At 41.5% G+C, this 21,478-nt stretch carries 21 protein-coding genes; 15 read left to right on the forward strand and 6 right to left on the reverse strand.

What is annotated here, in order from left to right:
* Positions 1-154 precede the first annotated feature (154 nt).
* The 11 genes from F895_RS02315 to F895_RS02265 all read left to right on the forward strand — a co-directional run bounded on the left by F895_RS02315 (position 155) and on the right by F895_RS02265 (position 11,099).
* Entirely contained in the window at positions 155-1,039 is an 885-nt protein-coding gene (locus F895_RS02315; RefSeq protein WP_005243871.1) for a LysR family transcriptional regulator, read from the forward strand.
* A gap of 178 nt (positions 1,040-1,217) precedes the next feature.
* Positions 1,218-1,922, forward strand: coding sequence for a CoA transferase subunit A (locus F895_RS02310; RefSeq protein WP_005243873.1), 705 nt, complete (start codon positions 1,218-1,220; stop codon positions 1,920-1,922).
* A gap of 2 nt (positions 1,923-1,924) precedes the next feature.
* Positions 1,925-2,566, forward strand: a complete 642-nt coding sequence (locus F895_RS02305) for a CoA transferase subunit B (protein WP_005243875.1) — start codon at positions 1,925-1,927, stop codon at positions 2,564-2,566.
* Positions 2,567-2,697: 131 nt separating this feature from the next.
* Positions 2,698-4,107 carry a short-chain fatty acid transporter gene (locus F895_RS02300; RefSeq protein WP_005243877.1) on the forward strand — a complete coding sequence of 470 codons (1,410 nt, stop codon included), beginning with the start codon at positions 2,698-2,700 and terminating at the stop codon, positions 4,105-4,107.
* A 346-nt stretch (positions 4,108-4,453) separates the two neighbouring features.
* The gene (locus tag F895_RS02295; protein WP_005243879.1) at positions 4,454-5,641 is read left to right on the forward strand and encodes an ammonium transporter; all 1,188 of its coding nucleotides are present in this window, start codon (positions 4,454-4,456) and stop codon (positions 5,639-5,641) included.
* A gap of 423 nt (positions 5,642-6,064) precedes the next feature.
* The gene (locus F895_RS02290) at positions 6,065-7,009 is read left to right on the forward strand and encodes a transporter substrate-binding domain-containing protein (RefSeq protein WP_005243880.1); all 945 of its coding nucleotides are present in this window, start codon (positions 6,065-6,067) and stop codon (positions 7,007-7,009) included.
* Positions 7,010-7,088: 79 nt separating this feature from the next.
* Entirely contained in the window at positions 7,089-7,832 is a 744-nt protein-coding gene (locus tag F895_RS02285) for an amino acid ABC transporter permease (RefSeq protein WP_005243882.1), read from the forward strand.
* A gap of 1 nt (position 7,833) precedes the next feature.
* Positions 7,834-8,517 (forward strand): ABC transporter permease subunit, encoded by a 684-nt coding sequence (locus F895_RS02280; RefSeq protein WP_005243884.1) that lies wholly within the window; start codon positions 7,834-7,836, stop codon positions 8,515-8,517.
* The gene (locus tag F895_RS02275) at positions 8,514-9,257 is read left to right on the forward strand and encodes an amino acid ABC transporter ATP-binding protein (protein WP_005243886.1); all 744 of its coding nucleotides are present in this window, start codon (positions 8,514-8,516) and stop codon (positions 9,255-9,257) included. The genes F895_RS02280 and F895_RS02275 overlap by 4 nt, the downstream gene beginning before the upstream one ends.
* A 256-nt stretch (positions 9,258-9,513) precedes the next feature.
* The gene (locus F895_RS02270) at positions 9,514-10,230 is read left to right on the forward strand and encodes a phosphatase PAP2 family protein (RefSeq protein WP_005243888.1); all 717 of its coding nucleotides are present in this window, start codon (positions 9,514-9,516) and stop codon (positions 10,228-10,230) included.
* Positions 10,231-10,289: 59 nt separating this feature from the next.
* The gene (locus tag F895_RS02265; protein WP_005243890.1) at positions 10,290-11,099 is read left to right on the forward strand and encodes a BUD32 family EKC/KEOPS complex subunit; all 810 of its coding nucleotides are present in this window, start codon (positions 10,290-10,292) and stop codon (positions 11,097-11,099) included.
* Between the two features lie 3 nt (positions 11,100-11,102).
* Here F895_RS02265 and F895_RS02260 read toward each other — a convergent pair whose 3' ends face one another.
* From F895_RS02260 to F895_RS02240, 5 genes are all read right to left on the reverse strand, one after another.
* Positions 11,103-12,449, reverse strand: a complete 1,347-nt coding sequence (locus F895_RS02260) for an ATP-binding protein (RefSeq protein ID WP_005243898.1) — start codon at positions 12,447-12,449, stop codon at positions 11,103-11,105.
* 4 nt (positions 12,450-12,453) lie between these two features.
* Positions 12,454-13,131: a DNA-binding response regulator PmrA gene (locus F895_RS02255; RefSeq protein ID WP_005243900.1), complete on the reverse strand. Its 678-nt coding sequence runs from the start codon at positions 13,129-13,131 to the stop codon at positions 12,454-12,456.
* Positions 13,132-13,145: 14 nt separating this feature from the next.
* Complete coding sequence (locus F895_RS02250) at positions 13,146-14,783, reverse strand: phosphoethanolamine transferase (RefSeq protein WP_026040148.1); 1,638 nt, start codon at positions 14,781-14,783, stop codon at positions 13,146-13,148.
* A 308-nt stretch (positions 14,784-15,091) separates the two neighbouring features.
* Entirely contained in the window at positions 15,092-16,198 is a 1,107-nt protein-coding gene (locus tag F895_RS02245) for a porin (protein WP_005243904.1), read from the reverse strand.
* A 346-nt stretch (positions 16,199-16,544) separates the two neighbouring features.
* Complete coding sequence (locus F895_RS02240; protein ID WP_005243905.1) at positions 16,545-17,792, reverse strand: MFS transporter; 1,248 nt, start codon at positions 17,790-17,792, stop codon at positions 16,545-16,547.
* 145 nt (positions 17,793-17,937) lie between these two features.
* On the opposite strand from F895_RS02240, the gene F895_RS02235 reads away from it, so the two are divergent.
* The 4 genes from F895_RS02235 to F895_RS02220 all read left to right on the forward strand — a co-directional run bounded on the left by F895_RS02235 (position 17,938) and on the right by F895_RS02220 (position 21,028).
* Complete coding sequence (locus F895_RS02235) at positions 17,938-18,564, forward strand: 1-acyl-sn-glycerol-3-phosphate acyltransferase (protein WP_005243906.1); 627 nt, start codon at positions 17,938-17,940, stop codon at positions 18,562-18,564.
* 63 nt (positions 18,565-18,627) lie between these two features.
* Positions 18,628-19,545, forward strand: a complete 918-nt coding sequence (locus F895_RS02230; RefSeq protein WP_010589833.1) for a patatin-like phospholipase family protein — start codon at positions 18,628-18,630, stop codon at positions 19,543-19,545.
* Between the two features lie 154 nt (positions 19,546-19,699).
* Positions 19,700-20,158 carry an NfeD family protein gene (locus tag F895_RS02225; protein ID WP_005243912.1) on the forward strand — a complete coding sequence of 153 codons (459 nt, stop codon included), beginning with the start codon at positions 19,700-19,702 and terminating at the stop codon, positions 20,156-20,158.
* Between the two features lie 18 nt (positions 20,159-20,176).
* Positions 20,177-21,028 (forward strand): SPFH domain-containing protein, encoded by an 852-nt coding sequence (locus F895_RS02220; protein WP_005243918.1) that lies wholly within the window; start codon positions 20,177-20,179, stop codon positions 21,026-21,028.
* 49 nt (positions 21,029-21,077) lie between these two features.
* On the opposite strand, the gene F895_RS02215 is transcribed toward F895_RS02220, so the two are convergent.
* Entirely contained in the window at positions 21,078-21,446 is a 369-nt protein-coding gene (locus F895_RS02215; protein WP_005243920.1) for an MmcQ/YjbR family DNA-binding protein, read from the reverse strand.
* Positions 21,447-21,478: the final 32 nt, after the last annotated feature.

The raw sequence follows: 21,478 nt of genomic DNA on the forward strand, positions 1-21,478 counted from the left end.
TAAGATAAAATAACTCAATAATCATTTGCCAATTTTTTAAAAATAAACAGCTTGGCTCGCATCAGCGAATTAACAAAAATGCCAGTCACAATGTGCTGTTTTTTTTATAAATTACAGCATATAAATCAAAAACTTTCCGCATAGGTCGTCCACCATGACTTTAAAGCAACTCAAAGCATTTCTGGCTTTGACTCGTACCCTGAATTATGCAAATGCCTCTGCTGAATTGCATCTCAGTCAATCTGCTTTAAGTCTAAGTATCAAATCACTGGAAGAAGAACTCGGTGGCAAACTGTTTAAACGCAATACCCGTCGGGTTGAATTGACACAAGAAGGAAAATCCTTGATTCCTTATGCCAAGAAATTACTGGCCAATTGGGAAGATATGGAAAAAGACGTCAAACAACGTTTTAAACTCAATCGCGGAACATTGAATATTGCTTCGATGCCCTTTGTCACCCATGCGATTTTACCGCAAGTGATTCATAACTTTTTAGCCAAACATCCCAATATCAGCTTTTCCATTCATGATATTCCCAATGAAAAAGTACTGGAAAATGTGCAGGATGGCATTTTTGAAATAGGGATCTGCTTTGAACCGCCACGCAATGATCAATTGGAGTTTAAGCCCTTATTTGAGGAAGATTTTCTTGCGCTCTTACCAAAAACACATCCTTTGGCAAGCGCGGATTCGATCAGTTGGAAACAACTGTGTGCCAATCCCTTTGTGACCTTGCAACATCCCTCGATTGTTCGGCATTTGATTGAAGAAAACTGTCTTAAAAACCATCTGACATTAGATTTAAAAGTTGAATGTCATCAAATCAGTTCCCTCTCCAGCTTTGTGGCATTAGATATGGGGGTCAGTGCGATACCGCGCCATTTTCAGAATTTCATCGACAAGGAACATAATGTGCTGATTGAAATTGAAGATGGCAAACTGCCGCAAGCGATTGGCATTGTGTATAAGAAGGACTTTGAGCTTTCCAATATCTCAGCCGAGTTTATCGAGATCTTGCTACAACATGATTTTGGCTAAGCCCTTTCGGCTGATACGCCAAAACAGATTCGCCCTGTTATCGTGCCCTGTTGAGTGAATTAGATGAAATTTATTGTATTAATGAGTTTCCCTCATTAATCCTTTAGAAATTTAAACTTCTGTAAATAACCCCTGAGTGCTAAAACTATTAGAAACCAAGGAATTTACAGGTGAAAAAATGAATAAAGTCTATTCAAGCGCAGCACTGGCACTACAAGACGTGGTGCAAGATCAGCAGACTTTTGCGGTTGGCGGTTTTGGCTTATGCGGTATTCCTGAGGCCTTGATTCAGGCGCTGAAAGAAACAGGTGTCACAGGCCTGACTTGTATCTCCAATAATGCAGGTATTGATGATTTTGGCTTAGGTGTCTTGCTCAAGACCCGACAAATTAAAAAAATGATCTCTTCCTATGTGGGCGAAAATAAAGAATTTGAACGCCAATATCTAAATGGTGAACTCGAAGTTGAGCTCACCCCACAAGGCACATTAGCGGAAAAACTACGCGCGGGCGGTGCTGGTATTCCTGCTTTTTATACTGCAACAGGTGCAGGTACCTTGGTGGCTGAAGGTAAGGAACAACGCGAATTTAATGGTCGTACCTATATTCTGGAACCCTCTCTTACCGCAGATGTGGCCTTGGTCAAAGCCTATAAAGCGGATAAAGCCGGCAATCTGGTGTTCCGTAAAACCGCTCAAAACTTTAACCCTGAATGTGCAATGGCAGGAAAAATCACCATTGCTGAAGTGGAACAGATTGTAGAAATTGGCGAACTGGATCCAGATGAAATCCATTTAGCAGGGATTTACGTCAATCGTGTGGTGCTGAATGCCACGCCAGAAAAACGAATCGAACAAAAAACCCTCAAAGCACAGGACGCATAATCATGGCATGGACACGTGAACAAATGGCACAACGTGCCGCACAAGAATTACAAGATGGTTTCTACGTCAATCTGGGCATTGGCCTGCCAACTCTAGTTGCCAATTACATTCCAGAGGATATGGATGTGTGGTTGCAATCGGAAAATGGTCTGCTCGGCATTGGTGAGTTTCCTACAGAACAGCAACTTGACCCTGATTTAATCAATGCAGGCAAACAAACCGTCACCGCGCGTGCAGGTGCAGCCTTTTTCTCAAGCAGTGAATCTTTTGCCATGATTCGTGGCGGACACGTCAATATTGCCATTTTGGGTGCCATGGAAGTCTCCGAGCAAGGTGACTTGGCCAACTGGATGATTCCGGGCAAGAAGGTCAAAGGCATGGGTGGTGCGATGGACTTGGTTGCAGGCGTACAGCGTGTGGTGGTGTTAATGGAACACAATGCCAAAGACGGGACTGCCAAAATCGTCAAACAGTGCAGCTTACCACTGACAGGTCAAAAAGTCGTACATCGCATTATTAGCGACTTAGGTGTTTTGGATGTTGTTGCTGAAGGCATCAAACTGGTGGAGTTAGCGCCTGATGTGACTGAGCAGCAAATTCAAGCTGCTACAGGTGTTGAGCTGTTGATTGAAGCCAAAGCTTAACCCTACACACCCTTTTATTTTTCTCGTTGAAGTGATGCTGTAATGGCATCACTTTTCGCTGTTTTCGGGAACAGCACATTCATTTAGGACAAATGGATGAGATACAACAAAATTAAAAATGGATGCTCAAGATGAATAAACAACCTGCCGTGTTAGAACGGTTTGCCCTGCGGATTAGTAACTGGTCGGAAAAATGGTTTCCTGACTCCTATATTTTTGCTCTGCTCGGTGTGATTATCGTTTCCTTTGCTGCCATCGGCATTGGTGCATCGGTACAAGATGTCGCAAGCTCCTTCGGGAATGGTTTCTGGAGTTTAATCCCTTTCACCTTACAAATGACCATGCTGATTATTGTCGGTTATGTGGTTTCGGTTTCTGCACCTGTAAAAAAACTGATCCAGAAAATGGCACGTATCCCGCACTCAGGTCGCAGTGCCATTGTCTTGGTCGCCACGGTCAGCTTATTGATTTCTCTGGTCAATTGGGCAGTCAGTACCATTTTGACCGCATTGTTGGTAATTGCGTTGGCAAAACGAAAAGAGCTACAGATGGACTACCGTGCTGCCGCCGCCGCTGCCATTATTGGTATGGGCGCAACCTGGGCACTAGGCATCAGTTCGTCTGCGGCACAATTACAGGCCAATAAAGCCAGTTTGCCTGAGTCCATCTATAACCTCACCGGTGTGATTCCATTTACCGAAACCATCTTCCTATGGCAATCCATGCTAATGACTCTGATCTTAGTGATTGTCTCGATTGCGATTGCCTATTGGTCTGCACCAAAGGGTGACAATGTCAAAACCATGCAGGATTTTGAGCTGAGTTTTGATGAAGAAGAAAAAACTGAAGTTAAATCAACCCGACCAGGAGACTGGTTGGAAAACTCACCCTTATTGACCATTATTGTGGTGGCATTAGGCTTGATCTGGATGTTCATCGAGTTTTCTAAAACCAATCCCATCATCGCCATTTCCAGTCTCAATACTTATAACTTTGTGTTCTTGATGCTCGGTCTGGCACTACACCGTACACCGCGAAACTTCCTCAATGCTGTGAGTCAGGCGGTGCCTGCGGTGTCGGGGATTCTGATTCAGTTTCCGCTCTACGGCAGTATTGCCTTTATTATGACCCAAGCGCTGAATAGTCAGGATTTATCCCTATCGCATTATATTGCTGAATTCTTTGTTTCGATTGCTTCAAAAGAAACTTTTGCGATTGTGATGGGGATTTATTCTGCAGTGCTAGGGTTCTTTGTTCCCTCTGGTGGTGGTAAATGGATTATTGAAGCGCCTTATGTGATGCAAGCAGCCAATGATTTACAAGTGCATTTAGGCTGGTCAGTGCAAATTTATAATGCAGCCGAAGCCTTACCAAATCTGATCAATCCCTTCTTTATGTTGCCAATGTTGGGAATTCTAAAACTCAAAGCCAAAGACGTGATTGGCTTTACTGTCACCCAATTAGTGTTCCACCTGCCTTTAGTGCTGTTCTTACTGTGGATTTTAGGCCGTACCCTCACCTATAGCCCACCAGTCATGTAACTACACAGCTCCGTCAGCGCCACTTTTTATCTTGAAACTCTTGAAGATGAAAAGTGGTGATCCCTGTTGCTTACTACCAATCATCTACCGATTTTCATGCGAGTTCTCTCGGCTCGCTTTATTCAGCAATGTCCAAAACCATGCTATTTTTAAGCAAATTGCACCACTTTTCACCAAAATTAAAATTTAACCTCTAAATTGGTGCGTTTTTTGCTTTAGATATTTCATCAAATTAAGTTGTTGCAATACAGCTTGAGTTTCTAGATTTACTAAATCCATTTTGGTGCAGAAAACGAATCAAATATTTGCATCAAAATAAAATTTAGCACTTTTTTTGAGCACCACTATGCAAAACGTAGATCTATTTTTTTTACTGCTCGGGGCAGTACTGGTATTGGCAATGCACGCTGGCTTTGCGTTCTTGGAATTGGGCACCGTGCGCCATAAAAACCAAGTCAATGCATTGAGTAAAATCCTCACCGATTTTGCCATTTCAGCGATTGCCTATTTCTTTGTAGGCTATTGGATTGCATATGGTCAAAACTTTTTCCATGCTGGCAGCACCTTAGCCGCCGATCATGGTTATAACCTGATGCGCTGTTTCTTCTTACTGACTTTTGCTGCGGCGATTCCTGCGATTATTTCGGGTGGTATCGCTGAACGTGCCAAAATGCGTGCGCAAGCCATTGCCACACTGATCTTGGTTGCCCTGATCTACCCTTTCTTTGAAGGCATGATCTGGAATGGTAACTACGGTCTGCAAAAATGGTTAGAGAACTCTTTTGGTGCAAGTTTCCATGACTTTGCAGGTTCCGTTGTGGTGCATGCCATGGGTGGCTGGATTGCCCTCGCTGCGGTGATTTTACTGGGTGCCCGTCATGGTCGTTACAAGAATGATGGTCGTGTCAGCGCCCATCCACCCTCATCTATTCCATTCCTTGCTTTAGGTTCATGGATTCTGATCGTGGGCTGGTTTGGCTTTAACGTGATGAGTGCACAACGGGTTGAAGCCATCTCTGGTCTGGTGGCAATTAACTCACTGATGGCAATGGTCGGTGGTACTTTGGCAGCCAACTTTATGGGCCGAAATGACCCTGGCTTCTTACACAATGGTCCATTAGCAGGTTTGGTCGCCATCTGTGCAGGTTCCGATATTGTGCACCCAATTGGTGCATTAGTTATTGGCGGCACGGCGGGTGCACTGTTTGTTTACCTGTTTACCTATACTCAGAATAAACTGAAAGTTGATGATGTGTTAGGTGTCTGGCCATTACATGGGGTATGCGGTGCCTTGGGTGGTATCGCAGCAGGCATCTTTGGACAACAGGCGCTCGGTGGTCTCGGTGGTGTTTCCATCATCTCGCAAATCATTGGTACGGGTCTCGGTATCATCATTGCCTTGCTTGGTGGTTTTATTGTCTATGGCCTGTTAAAAGCCACGATGGGGATTCGTCTTTCGCAAGAAGATGAATATCGTGGTGCAGATCTTTCCATTCATAAGATTTCAGCCAACTCTGAAGAGTCCATGTTCTAAATCTAAACCCTTTTAAGCGACGGCAACGTCGCTTTTTTTATATTGAACAGATCGCAATTGCATTCCAATATATCGAATTAATTTCAACTCAATTGCGCTGTTTATGGAGATCAGCACCCCAATCGGGCTTCCAGACCGCTCCCCGCCGTCACTCAAATCCAGATGGTAATCATGGCACATATCATGCTTTATATTTCTTGCAATTTTTACGGTAATTTACAACTTTTAAATTACGCCACTCATCCACATTACGATTAACAAAACCGTAAAAAATATCGCTTGAGCATGTGCATTCAACTCCATTAAGATGAAAAATAATGTTTTTTAATACACCAAAAAGAACACATTATTTTTCATAAAAATGAACGGTTAAACCGCAACAATGACGCATGTGATCATAACGATACAAAAGGAGTTTTGTACATGATTTATAAACGCACCATGACCTCTCTGCTTTGTGCAGGCACTTTGATATTTGGACTCAGTGCCTGTAGCGATAACAAAGCGCCAACGGCTGGCGACAAAGCGACTGAAGGCAGTGCATCGGCTTCAGGAACATTAAACAAAATCAAAAGTTCTGGCACGATTGTGCTAGGTTATCGCGATTCATCAATTCCCTTTTCATATATTGCCTCTACCCCAAACCAACCGGTTGGTTATGCACATGATCTGCAACTAAAAGTCGTTGAAGCTGTGAAGCAGAAGCTGAATATGCCAGATCTGAAAATCCGCTATAACTTGGTCACCAGTCAGAACCGGATTCCGCTGGTCTCGAATGGCACGGTAGATCTGGAATGTGGCTCCACCACCAATAATAAAGAACGCCAGCAGCAAGTCGATTTCTCTGTCGGTTTCTTTGAAGTGGGTTCACGCTTACTAACCGCTAAAAATTCGGGCATTAAAGACTTTGCCGATTTAAAAGGTAAAAAACTGGTCACCACTGCGGGTACGACGTCTGAACGCTATATCCGTCAACACCAACAAGAACTTGGCATTGGCGAAATCATTTCTGCCAAAGACCATGCTGAATCATTCTTAATGCTACAAAATGGTCGTGCTGTCGCGTTTATGATGGACGATATCCTGCTGGCAGGAGAAAAATCCAAAGCTAAAGATCCGAATCAATGGGAAATTGTCGGCACAGCACCCATCCATGAAATTTATGGTTGTATGCTGCGCAAAGGTGATACTGGCTTTAAACAGGTGGTTGATGATGCCATTAAGGCAACCTATGCGTCTGGTGAAATCAACAAGATGTATGAAAAATGGTTCCAGCAACCGATTCCACCAAAAAATATTAATTTGAACTTTGCCATGACCGATCAGCTCAAAGCCTTAATCAGCAACCCACATGATCGCGATCAGTAATTCGCTCCCCTTATCGCAACAATAGTATTGTGGGGTCGGGAAACAGAGGATGTTGTCCCGACTCTACTCAGGAGTTGTTATGAATTATAGCTGGAACTGGGGTGTTTTGTGGCAATCAACAGGCATCGGCGATACCACCTACCTGAACTGGATTGTCACGGGCCTCGGATGGCTCATTGTGATTGCTGTGGTTGCATGGAGCATTGCCCTACTGCTCGGCAGTATTCTTGGCATCATGCGCACACTGCCCAATAAAACCGCCAGAGCAATCGGTACGGCCTATGTGACGTTATTTAGAAATGTGCCCTTACTGGTTCAATTATTTATTTGGTTTTATGTCGTTCCCAACTTTCTGCCTGCACCGATTAAAAGCTGGTGGATCAATGATCTGGGCGCCAATACCACCGCGCTGATTTCCGCCAGTGTCGGACTCGGTTTATTCACTGCAGCACGTGTATGTGAGCAGGTTCGGACAGGCATTGAGGCTTTACCCAAAGGGCAAATCAATGCTGGCTATGCTATGGGATTTACTACGGCACAATTGTATCGCTATGTCATTCTACCGCAGTCTTTTCGTACCATTTTGCCGCCACTGAGTTCTGAACTGACCAACTGCGTGAAAAACACCTCGGTCGCCTCATTAGTTGGGGTGGCAGAACTCATTTCACAGATGAAAACCATTAGTGAATATACCCAGAACACCATCGAAATTTATACCTATGTCACACTGATTTTTATCGTGATCAACATCTGCCTCATTTTTAGTATGAACCTTCTGGAAAAACGCCTGCGTATTCCTGGTTTAATCTCAGGAGGCAAGTAATATGGATGGATTCACTTCTTTTCTAAATGACTTACAGCAGTCTGGCCCCGCACTCTGGTATGGATTCAGCATCACCTTAAAAGTGGTGGTGATTGCCACTATTGGTGGTATCGCCATCGGTACGCTACTGGCAATGATGCGTTTGTCTTCAATCAAAATTCTGAATTGGATTGCACAGGCTTATGTCGACCTGTTCCGTTCCATTCCACTGCTATTAGTATTGATGTGGTTCTATTTTGCAGTGCCATTTTTTTATACCGCAATCACAGGCCAATACCTGACCATTGATACTGCTTTGGTTTCAAGTATCGTGGCCTTCATGCTGTTTGAAGCGGCTTATTTTTCTGAAATTGTACGTGCAGGCATTCAATCCGTCCCCAAAGGTCAAGCTGCAGCAGCTCAAGCCTTGGGCATGAGCTATGGGCAGTCGATGCGACTAATTATTCTGCCTCAGGCGTTCAGGAAAATGACCCCGTTATTACTGCAACAAACCATTATCCTGTTTCAGGATTCCACCATGGTCTATGCGATTGGACTACTCGATTTTTTCAGAACAAATTATGTTCGTGGCGATTTAATGTCTCTGCTTACCCAATATATTTTATTTGCAGGGTTGGTGTACTTCACTATCAGCGCTCTCGCGACATTCGCAGTGAAACGTTTACAAAGGAGGTTAAGTGTATGAGTGACAATAAAGTAATGATAGACCTCCAAAATGTCAGTAAGTGGTATGAACAATTTCAGGTACTGACTGAATGCAGTACTCAAATTTGCCAAGGTGAAGTGGTGGTGGTTTGTGGCCCATCGGGTTCAGGAAAATCCACCTTGATTAAAACAGTGAATGGGCTTGAGCCATTTCAGCAAGGCAAAATCTTTGTCGATGGCGTGCCTGTGCATGAACCCAAAACCGATATGACCAAACTGCGGAGTCGAGTCGGTATGGTATTTCAGCACTTTGAACTGTTTCCACACTTAAGTATTACCGAAAACCTAAGCATTGCTCAGATCAAGGTGCTTGGACGCTCAGAAGCAGAAGCCAATAAAAAAGGTCTCGCCTATCTGGATCGTGTGGGGTTGAGTGCGCATGCCAATAAATATCCAGCACAACTCTCTGGAGGTCAGCAACAACGGGTCGCAATTGCACGTGCACTGAGCATGGATCCGATTGCGATGCTATTTGATGAGCCGACCTCTGCACTTGACCCTGAAATGATCAATGAAGTACTTGATGTGATGGTCGGGCTGGCCAAAGAAGGGATGACCATGATGTGTGTCACCCATGAAATGGGCTTTGCCCGCCAAGTCGCCAATCGTGTCATCTTCATGGACCAAGGAAAAATTGTTGAAGACTGCTCCAAAGATGAATTCTTTGGTGCACCACGTGGGGAACGAGCTCAGCAATTTCTAGATAAAATTCTGCATTAAGTTTTTCATACATCCCCAATGTAAGCAGTCTCAATGGCTGCTTATATGATACAACAACGGAATAAACATCGTGATATGCCCTGTTCCAGATATTTAGCAGGTTTGAATAACCAAGCTTTGAAAATATAAAAATTTTTGCTAGTTTTTTATTTTATCAATATCCTCATTTGGTACTTTTTTAGGTATATTTAAGAGGTTATTAAGCTTGTTCACATTAAATAACACAAATTTTCATCTGATTTTAATAATAGGCTCAATGATTCTGAAAACACCTTTTTTTGCACTAACCAGCTTTCTCTTAATGCTTAGCTTTTTCATCTTATTCTTCGTGTTTCCAGTCGGTGGCATAATTGATTTAGATCTGATTCAACCTTGGGTCAGTTTACAAGGGACATTCCCTTACAAAGATGACTGGTTTCTAGATAAACTCAACCATAGCTATGTCAAAAACCTACTCATAGCAGTGTATCTGATCTTTTTCTTTTTATGGTGTGCCTCATTTAAAGTTGAAAAACTCAAAGCAAAGCGCTGGGAATACGGTTATATGTTTTGGGTGAGCATCCTGTGTACCGCTGTGGTTGGATTCTTCAAATCACATTCGGCTCATGCCTGTCCTTGGTATATGACCCATGAAACAGCAACAGGCTTTATCTGGGATTTTTCAGCAACAGCAGGACACTGCTTTCCAGGTGGACATGCCAGTACAGGGTTTGCCTTGGTCACAGGCTATTTTGTTTATCGTTTAAGTCATCAGGGACGTGCATGGTTCTATCTTTTTGCTGGAATGGTTATTGGTTTTGCCATGGGCTGGGCGCAAATGATGCGCGGTGCTCATTTTCTTAGTCATAACTTGTGGACGGCATGGTTCTGTATTGCGGTGAATCTTGTTATATATGCAATCACCTATAAACGTCATCAACAAGCTGCAAATCATAAGGCAGTACCGATAACAACAGTTGATGTGGTAAAGTGAGCCCAGCACCAAAATCCATGATGCACTTCACGATCACTTTAGGATATTTTTTCTTCCATATGACTGACTTTCAAACCTTTTTAGAATCCACTTTACCAACGCAGCAATCATCTATTCAATCTTATGAACTAGATTCCCATAAAGTATGGTTAAAAAAAGCATCTGAACGTCATGGGCTATGGCTATATACGCCATTAAAATGGTTAGCAAAAATATTTAACTTAGGCTCAATAACCCCTGTTCCAAACCAAGGTGGAGCAACTGCAATTGAATGCGAATTTAGCAGAATCCAGCAACTCAATGCACTAGGAGTCTCAACACCCAATGTTTTGGCTGTATCAAAAAAAGGTATTTTATTGGAGGATGTCGGCGCTCAACGTCACAGTCAGGTAGATCAGCTCGATCAAAAGATTGCCAGTTTAAAAGACCATCCCGAAGTACAGTTTGAGTTATTTAATCAAGCCATTCAATCTATTCGTAATATTCATCAACAAGAAGGTTATTTGAGCGAAGCATTTGCTCGTAATATTTTGGTCGATGAACAAAATCAGTTTACTTTTATTGATTTTGAAACCGATCCCAAAGATGTACTCAGCCTACATGACTGTTTTGTACGTGATTGGTTGCTCTTTATCTTTTCAACCGCTTACCACTTTGAATTTGAACAACTTGAGCAAGCAAGCAAGTTACTCTATCAGGCACTCGTAGATGAACCTCAAGTCTATAAAGACATTTGTAAAGTTGGTAAACGCTTAAATTGGGTATTGCATTTTAATGTCAGTAAAGTTGGCAATGATGGCAAACGTATTCAAAAATGTGTACTTTTCTTACGCTATTTAAAAGACCAAGCACTAAACAGCTCACATTAATCTTTAATGACTATAGTCGTGATGGGCTAGTTTTTTCGGGAGTTTGACCAATACACTCAACCCTCCTAATTCGATACTGCGAGACAAAGTCAAAATACCACCTAAACGTTGCGTTGCCTTATCGACTATCGATAAACCAAGTCCACTCCCGACTTCTAAATGATGATGTACACGATAAAAGCGTTTGAGTACCTTATCATATTGCTCAGGATCAATACCTGTCCCACTGTCTTCGATCTGGATATAGGCAAAATCATCCGCATCACTGTACACCGAGATATTAATAACTCCCTGATTCGGGGTATATTTAATTGCATTATCAATCAAATTGAAAATAATCGAATGAACTGTTGATTCAAGACTTTGCATTTCAATAGGATCATTACGCTCAAATCCCAAATCAATCTCTTTTTGCATGGCTAAATTCACCAATTGCTCAACACAATTTAATGCCACATCATTCAAACGAAAATTAGTATTTGGTTCAATTAAACTAAGTGCAACATCCTGCTTTGCCAACGCTAACAATTGAGTGACCAAATGTTGAATACGGGCTAGTCCTTTACTGAGATTTTGCAAAGATTCATGTTCAGGCAACTGACTGATCAAGATCCGGGTTTGTAAATTTAATGCTGTGACAGGTGTTCTGAGCTCATGGGCAGCATCGGCAATAAATTGTTTTTGTTCGGTTTGAGCATGCTGAATGCGCTCAAATAGACGGTTCATTTCTTCAATGGTCGGCAACAACTCTTGCGGATAATTTTGGCTGTCTATGGGTGCCAATCCATCTGAGTCACGTTGGGTCAACTCTGTTTTAAAATCTTCTAAAGGCTTTAAACTCAAGCGAATAATGAAAGCGAGAACAAAAATAGCAATTGGCAGCAGCAAGATATAAGGAACAAACATGCTGCCAGCTAACTCCCATGCAAAAGCATGACGTACCTGTTCCTGCTGACTAACTTGAACCTGATAGTCCTGCAAAGGCACAACATACACACGCCATTTGCCCTGTGGTGTGTCCTGCGTATAAAAACCAGCTTGTTTCACTGGAGGAATCAATAATTGCGTTTGGTGCCATAAATGACTTTGATCTTTATAGGCCCATATATCAATCAACAAATCTTCTTCATGATATGTTCGATGCAATTCAACCCGACTTGAAACAGGCAGAATCGGTTGCGAAATTGATCGCTCTGCCATGTATTGCATTTGAGTATCCAGAATCTCATCAACTTCGTGTAATGAAATCCGATACGCCGCTAAAATTAAAAAACAGCCGAGCACCACACTAAAAATGGAAGTACCCCAAATCAACCTTTTCTTAAGTGAATAATGCTTTGCTGTTTTCATAAATTTAAGATTGTCCTAGACGATAACCTAAACCACGGATGGTACGAATAAAGTCTTTACCTAATTTGGCACGCAAATGATGCACATAGACTTCAATGGTATTGCTGGTCACTTCACTATCAAAATCATACAGCTTATCTTCTAAATTGGCTTTAGAAAAAATTTTGTTTGGATGTGAAACCATCGGAATCAGGATCGCCCACTCCCTATTTGACAATTCAATTTGTTGCCCTTTAAAGGTCGCCAAATGTTGCTCTACATCCAGTATTAGTTCGCCGCTTTTAAGTAACTGAGATTGGCTCTTAAGCTGGGCTGCTTCATTACTGCCACGACGTAGTAAAGCATTAATGCGGGCCAACAACTCATCAAACTCATAAGGTTTAATAAGATAATCATCTGCCCCCTGATTCAGCCCATCGACACGATTCTGCAACTGATCTCTTGCAGAAATGATCAGAACAGGCAATGAACTACGCTGACGGATCTGTTTGAGGATTTGCATCCCATCCATTAAAGGCAAACCCAAATCCAATAATACTAAATCAAAGGATTGCTTGGTGAGTAAAGCCAATCCATCCACCCCGTTATTGACCCACTCTACGTCGAATTGATGGTATCTCAATAAAGTCAATGTCGACTCTGCAATCATAAAATCATCTTCTATCATCAAGATCTTGGTCATGATTTCATTTCACCTTAAGGGTTAGGACATGTTTGCAACATGTCATCTTTGGAGTTAATTACTTTAGTTTTTACATCAAGCAGGCTCAGCATTGTTGGAAACAAATTATCTTGGCTGAGCTTAGTATTACTTTGTTGTTTCAGGCATTGCATCTGTTTAGCTGCATGTTGTTGCCATGTATTTGAAAACCACATCAGCATTGGGATATGGGTCTGCTGAGAGGGTGCGATGGCATAAGGTGCACCATGCAAATACATGCCACTCTCACCTGTCGACTCACCATGATCAGATAAATACCACAAACCTGTTTGATAGTGCGTTGTTGGTTTTAATGTTTCGATCAATGAATCTAAAATATGGTCGGTATAAAGCAAAGTATTGTCATAGCTGTTGACCAAAGCTTCTTTACTGCACCCCTGAATAGCATTGGTATCACATGTCGGCTTGAACACACGATAGGCTGGTGGTACACGCTTATAATACGCTGGGCCATGGCTCCCCATTTGATGTAATACCACCAAATGTGGTCGGGTATCATCTTTTGGAATCGTTTCAATATACGCTTTTAGGCTATCAACCAGCATCTCATCTAAACACTCTCCATCTTTACACCACTTTTTCTGAATCGGTTCAGGAATCTGGAATTGTTGCACGCGATCACAAGTACCTTTACAACCAGAATTATTGTCAATCCAAGTCACTTGATAACCTGCTCGTTGGGCAATATCAAGTAACCCCTCACGATGACTTGCAAGGCGCTCATTATAATCTTCTCTTGGCATACCAGAGAACATGCAAGGAACCGACACAGCTGTTGCTGTACCGCAAGAACTGACTTGGGAAAAGTTGATAATGTCTTGCTTTGCTAATTTAGGATTGGTTTGTTTGCCATATCCATTTAGTGAAAAATTTTCTGCACGTGCTGTTTCACCCACAACCAATACCATCAGCTTAGGTAAACCTTTTGCCGCTTCTACATGCTGTGCATCTTCACCATAAGTCACCAATGGGAGATTTTCTTTCGGAGCTTTCTTTTTATAATATGAAATAAAAGATCCGATCATATTTTGAGGAGAAATCATTCCTTTCAGATCTCTGTTCTCACGAAAAATTGCTGCAAAATCAACATAAAAAACAAATAAAAGCCCAGCAACCATAGCTAAAGAAAGTACAGAAGCAATCACCTTTTTTAATAATTGGCGTAGTACAGGTTCAGGTTTAATCTTCACCAACAAGATTACAATAATCGGCAAGATGGTCATACCTAATGTCCATACCACAAGATGCCATGACCAGGTATCTCGTGCTTCTGCAACATTGGTTTGCATCAAGTTTTGAATTTGGTCAGAGGTAATCCAGACACCTAATGTATTGACCGTATAAGCAGCAAAGCCTCCAATAAAAACCAAGGCAATTGCAAGTGGTTTTGCAGTCCATTTCCAGCTTAGAAGCTGGAAAAGAAAGTTATATATGGCAACAACGACCAATATAGAAGCCAATACAAAAAAACCAGCTTTCATTCCAGTATATGGAGTAAGAGACTCCATTTTTTTATAAAAAGCAAAATTTAAAAATACACCTAACCAAATAGCAACTAAGGCATTAAAAGTTAACAGCGAGATAGGTCTTGTCTTGAGTTTCTGTAGCAGCATGGTCATCATAATCTAAAAATAAACTTCTTAGCGTCTCTAAGATAAAAATTAAAACTTAAAAATGACTTAAACTAAATAATAATAGGCGCAATAATATCTGCAATTCGGTTCTAGATTTACTTACAAATCGAGGGAGACATTTAATTTCACATCATCCCGCTGATTTGTGATCTCTCCATTACGTACCCTAGTTTTATTCTTAAAAAAATCATTCAATGTAGTGGATTTACTATACTACAAGTCATATCCCATACAAACAAAAACACCCTTTAAGGTGTACTTAAAGGGTGTTCAGTAAGAAGGATAATTTAGAATTTAAATTCTAAGCCTAGACCTGCAACAGGTTGCTTATCCTTTTTGCTTGCTTGCTCAAGCGTTAGATAACCAGCATAACCATAGGTTCTGACTTGTTTGTTAAATGCATAGTCTGCGCCTGCAATAACTTGTTTTGCTTTAAAATCAGCTGTATTGGTTTTAAAGCTAGTATCATTTTGGCTGTATTGACCTTTTACTGTCCAGTTCTTCGCTTGAGGAATATTATATTCAGCACCCAATAACCAGCCTTGCGCGTCATCAATATTTTCTGAACCTGATGCATTGCCAGCAACCGCGTCAACTTTAGAGGTCTGATAAAGTGCTTTAAGCGCTAAACCTTCAACAGGATTAACTCGACCAATGGCACGGACGGTATTGGCAGCTGCAAATAGACTTCCACCAGAAATCGCAGGTTCAGCCGCATTTAAGAAACCACGACCAAGGAAAGTGCTTGGAATCGCTTTGTCATAACCGATACCCGCAACCAGCAATGGGTTTTCATAGGTGACTGTCGCTGACCATGCATCTCCCAAACCACCACCTGCAACTTTTGCGCCGCCGCTGGTCTGTTTAATACCAGAAGACTCACCTGTTGCAAGTAAAGCATTGAATTTAAAAGCACCATTTAATAACTGAACTGCTGGCGACTCATAGATCACAGCATTATCAATACGGTTTTCACCTGTGAAAATACCCGTGATATCCGCCTTGTTTGCGACATAGTTATTGAAGGTATCAACGACACTCGATAACTGTTTAACTGGCGTATCATGCTTACCAATTTTTAAAGTACCTAATTGGGAATCTTTTAAACCGACAAAACGATTACGCTGTGTCCAGTCACTGCTATCGCCATCCGCACTAAACCCCCACTCGATTGCATAGACTGCACTTAAACGCTCAGTGAGTTTTTCATCACCTTTAATTCCTATAAATGAACTGTTTGAACTAATTTCCCAAACATCTTTATTTGATTTAGTCGCATTTTTTTCTGGTAAATAATCAACGCTGGCATCGATTTCACCATACAGTGTTGGCGCTGCAAATGTGGTTGTTGCAAGTAAACTGAGCACTGCTGCTGTTACAATTTTGATTTTCATTGTTTACATCCTGGTTAAATTTGTAACAAATCCTACACAGTAACTTTATATGACAAAACGATTAAAATCTTATTTATTTATTCTAATTTCGACTAAAGTTTAATTTGCAGCCAGTGATAAACTCTGCCACAGATTTTAAACCATATTTTTATATTTTAAAAAATTATTTTATATATCAAAACATTAGAAAACAAATTAAGTACTTTTCATAATCACATGGCGATATTCAAAAAAATAAAAAATCCGACGAAGAGCATTCAATCTAGAGATAAGCATAAGGACTTAACCCTATTTGTCATTTCACATCTGTTCAGTTTAGTAAAAAAACGGTAATAAAAATATGCTTTCATCTTACATAATTTTTCCAGTAAATAATTGGCCACAAACAAAGCACAGCAATCATGCAGATGACAATCAAATAATGAAAATATCCGAGCCAATCCGCAACGACTCCACTCCATAAATAAAGAAAGCCACTGACAGTCGCCATAATCGAGACTTGAAAGGTAAAATCTGTGCCAGCAAATTGTTTACGACTGTATTGCATAACCAAGGTTAACATCACCACTAACAGCATGGCAGAGCAGGCATCTTCAACCGCATTGACCACATAAAGCCAGATTGGAGAAATTTCATGCCCAGCTTCGTAAGCATGAGCCAAAATAGTATAAGCCCCCAAACTCAAGATCTTAAGCAGTGAAAAAACAATCAAACTTTGCGTTCTGGAAAAATACTTCAATAATAAGCCTGCAATTGCAGCTCCTAACAATGCAGCAACTGCACCAAACATGGTAATAAACACCCCAATCTGGGTGAAATTCAAGCCCATATCCACCATTAAAGGTTTTAACAAAGGTCCTGCTAAACCATCAGCCACTTTAAAACTAATTAATACCAGCAACCATGCTTTTAGTTCTGAAGAAGACTGAAAATAAGCGAGATAAGCTTTGATCGCCTGTACTAAAGAAACGCTATCAGCGATATTAGCTACCCCTTTACTCATATGTTGCGGTTCACGATAAAACAAAACAGGCAGCGTATTGAGCAAGACCAGTGCTGCCAAAGCCAGAAAGGTCTTTTGCCACTCCAGCCAATCAAGACACCAAAGTACTACCCCTCCGCCTACAATAAAACCTAAACGAGATCCGATCACTTGAAAGGTGTTGCCCCAGTGTTGTTGATCACTTTTCAGTAAATTGACTGCCAGACCATCTGTCGCTATATCCTGCGTTGCGCCAGCTAAATTCATAAGGAACAGTAATGCAAAAAAAATCAGCAAATAATAGGGTTGGTTTAAAGCCTGAATCGGGAAAAATGACAAGACAATCAGAATCAGTACACTCGCAAGTTGAGTAGGAAGAATCCAACTGCGGTAATGGCCTAATCTTGAGATGGCAGACCGATCCACATAAGCCGCCCAAAAAATTTTAATCGACCAAGGCAACATCAATAAGCCAAAACCACCAATGTGCGCCAAGGACACCCCCTGTGCCCTTAAAATCACAGGCAGCGCATGGGTCATAAAACCTACAGGTAAGCCCTGCGCCCAGTATAAGGAAAACAATAAAATGTAAACCTGACGAAGATTAAGCATTTTCAGTTTTCCATAACCGTAGATGAAGAGGAGCTCAAGTATCCAATCCTTTCATCGGCATAGCAATAAAATCTTATTTTTTGCCAATGCAGTGTCGATCATGAGCGTTTAACATCATTGTAATTGTCATTACATATTATAATTTATGTCGCAGGATTTTCCAGATTTACCCCCGTTAGTACCACAACGTGGATCGCTTTATAGTCGTACGTTATGTAAGAAAATTTTTTTAAGCCAAGGCTGGACTGTTGTCGGGGAAATTCCCAATCTTCCCAAGGCTGTTGCGATTATTTCTCCACACACCTCCAATATTGACGGCTGGTATGGCTTTCTCGCTATCGGCGGACTAGGGTTAAAAATTACTGTACTGGGTAAAGACAGCTTATTTAAGCCAGCTTTGAAGCCACTGTTAAACTGGGCAGGACTCATTCCTGTACATCGAGATAGTGCGCATGGCCTCACCGAGCAAGTGGTTGCCAGCATTCGCCAACACGATAAAATCTGGATTGGAATGGCACCTGAAGGTACGCGTAAAAAAGCCAAAAAAATGAAAAGCGGTTTTTACCATATCGCCCATGCAGCAGGTATTCCGATTGTGATGTTCGCCTTTGATTATGACCATAAAACCATTTATTGTTTAGGTGCCTTTATTCCAACGGGACACTATCAACAGGATCTTGAACAGATCATGCAATGTTATGTAGGTCACTTCTCTCCCAAGAACCCACATTGGCTGGCAGCTCCCTTACAAAAACTTTTGAAAAAAAACTAGAAAAATAGAGGCAAATCTGCTCTGATGTGCCCATCTTTTTTGTACATTTTATCTGCATTCGATATGAAAATTGCTCGACTGTCTTGCTTGGCTATTCTTGGCTTCGCATTATTGGGTTGTGATCAAACCGCAAAGAAAGCCCCCTCTACGATGGCGATTAAAGCACGTGAACCAGTAATCGCACTTGCACTCGGTGGTGGAGGTGCTAAAGGTTTCGCCCATATCGGTGTCATTAAAGTACTAGAGTCACATGGGATTAAAGCAAAAATTGTTACAGGGACCAGTGCTGGTAGTTTTGTGGGTAGTATTTATGCCAGTGGGCAGACACCTTATCAAATGCAAAATCTCGCCCTGAAATTACAAGAATCGGATTTGCGTGACTTAACCTTAAATAGTCAGGGTATTATTCTGGGGCAGAAACTTCAGAATTACGTCAACACGCAGGTTGGCAATAAACCGATTGAACAGTTCCCAATCCGTTTTGCCGCAGTTGCAACACGTTTAGACAGCGGTAAAAAAGCAGAATTTATTAAAGGTAATGCAGGTCAGGCAGTACGTGCCTCATGCAGTATCCCTAATGTCTTTGTTCCTGCTGTCATTGGCAACACCAAATATGTAGATGGTGGCTTGGTCAGTCCAATCCCTGTTAAAACTGCAAAAGATATGGGTGCGGATATTGTGATTGCCGTCGATATTTCTGCTCGTCCAGTTGGAGGTAAGCCTTTAAGCATGTGGGGCTTATTAGACCAAACTATTAATATTATGGGTCAACAAAGTATTAATGAAGAGCTCAATCAAGCCACTGTGGTGATTCAACCTAAAGTTGGCCATCTTGGCGCATTAGACCTTAAGTCTAGTAATGAAGCTATTTTAGAAGGTGAAAAAGCAGCTCAAGCCAAGATCACAGCAATCCAAAATGCGATCACAACGTTTAAAAATTCTCCTGCTGCACTGAAACCAGCTCCAAAATCTAAATTCTAATTAGAATCTTGGGCAGTTGATCTTAAAAAAATATCATCTGCCCCTTCCTAACTAAAAAAACAATCTTTGTATATTCATCAAGATAATCATCTGCTACAGTGCTTAAAGTGAATATTTTTTCACCTCCACTCCATTTAATGAGACGAGCAAATCTATGGAATTTGTAGTTGAACCTTGGCACTGGTTTGTATTAGGGATTTTACTGATTCTTTCAGAATTGATTTTGCCTGCTTTTGCTGCATTATGGTTTGGTATAGCAGCAGTTATGGTTTGTATTTTACTGTGGCTTTTCCCCATGATGGGCTTTACCACCCAAGTAATCACTTGGGGTATTTTATCTATTTTATGCACGATTCTTTGGTTCAAGTTTATTAAACCACTGTCTATTGACAAAACCAAAGCTGGGCTCCCTCGCGAAGCAACCATTGGTCAGGTTGGTATGGTTATCCAGACCGGACTTGAACATGGGCAACTGATTGTACGCTTCTCAATGCCTGTTTTAGGTTCTGATGAATGGCATTGCCGCTGTTCTGTTCCAGTACAAGTGGGTGATCGCGTTCGCGTGGTTGATATTTTGGGTAATGATTTGGTCGTTCAACCTCATACGTCATAAACACAAAGAGGGTTTCTAATGTCTGTCGGTACGATTGTTGTTTTAGCTTTTTTAGCTTTTATCGGTGTTACTATTTTTAAAGGGGTTCGTATTGTTCCCCAAGGTTATAAATGGATTGTACAACGTTTAGGTAAATACCATACTACGTTGAGTCCTGGTCTAAACTTTGTCATTCCTTATGTTGACGAGGTGGCTTATAAAATTACCACCAAAGATATTGTTTTGGATATTCCTTCGCAAGAAGTGATTACCCGTGATAATGCCGTGTTGGTAATGAATGCCGTAGCATATATCAATCTCACCACACCAGAAAAGGCGGTGTACGGAATTGAAAACTATACTTGGGCCATCCAAAATCTGGTTCAAACTTCACTGCGTTCAATTGTAGGTGAAATGGATTTGGATGATGCACTTTCTTCTCGCGATCATATTAAAGCGAAACTGAAAGCAGCGATTTCTGATGATATTTCAGATTGGGGCATCACCTTGAAAACGGTTGAAATCCAAGATATTCAACCTTCACACACCATGCAAGCTGCGATGGAAGCTCAAGCAGCAGCTGAACGTCAACGTCGTGCGACGGTGACCAAAGCTGATGGTGAAAAACAGGCCGCAATTCTAGAAGCGGATGGTCGTTTAGAAGCATCTCGTCGCGATGCAGAGGCACAAGTGGTTCTTGCTGAGTCATCACAACGCGCCATTGAAATGGTCACCACTGCAGTCGGTGATAAAGAAATTCCTGTGGCTTACTTACTCGGTGAGCAATATGTGAAAGCGATGCAGGATCTTTCTAAATCAAGTAACGCAAAAACTGTGGTGCTTCCAGCCGATGTGCTGAATGCCATTCGTGGAATTATGGGTAAACACTAAACCCATTGTTCCTGAAAAAAATAAAGCAGCGTTATCGCTGCTTTATTTTTTAGTGCTGTTGGAGCAATTTTCGCGTCTTAACGGGAAGTTTTGCCACCACTAAATCATAAGAATCTTGAATCAAGTCTTGCAGCAAATCGGCTGTCATTTCATGACCACTGGCAATTGAGATCCAATGTTTCTTATTCATATGGTAGCCTGCCGAAATTGAAGGATATAACTCCAGATATTCCAGACTTTTCTCAGGCTTACATTTAATCGTCACCAGCAACTTGCCCGAATAAGCCCCAATTAACATAAACACCTTATCGCAGATCTTGAATACCTCACAATCTGGGCCAAAAGGCTGTGACTGAATGGAAAAAGCCAGTTGCTGTCCATATTCAAGTGCAAGTTGTTCTAATTGTTCATCATTCATATAACCGCACTCCATTGTTATTTATTATTCAT

It is taken from the genome of Acinetobacter sp. CIP 64.2, assembly GCF_000369645.1.
Taxonomy (GTDB): domain Bacteria; phylum Pseudomonadota; class Gammaproteobacteria; order Pseudomonadales; family Moraxellaceae; genus Acinetobacter.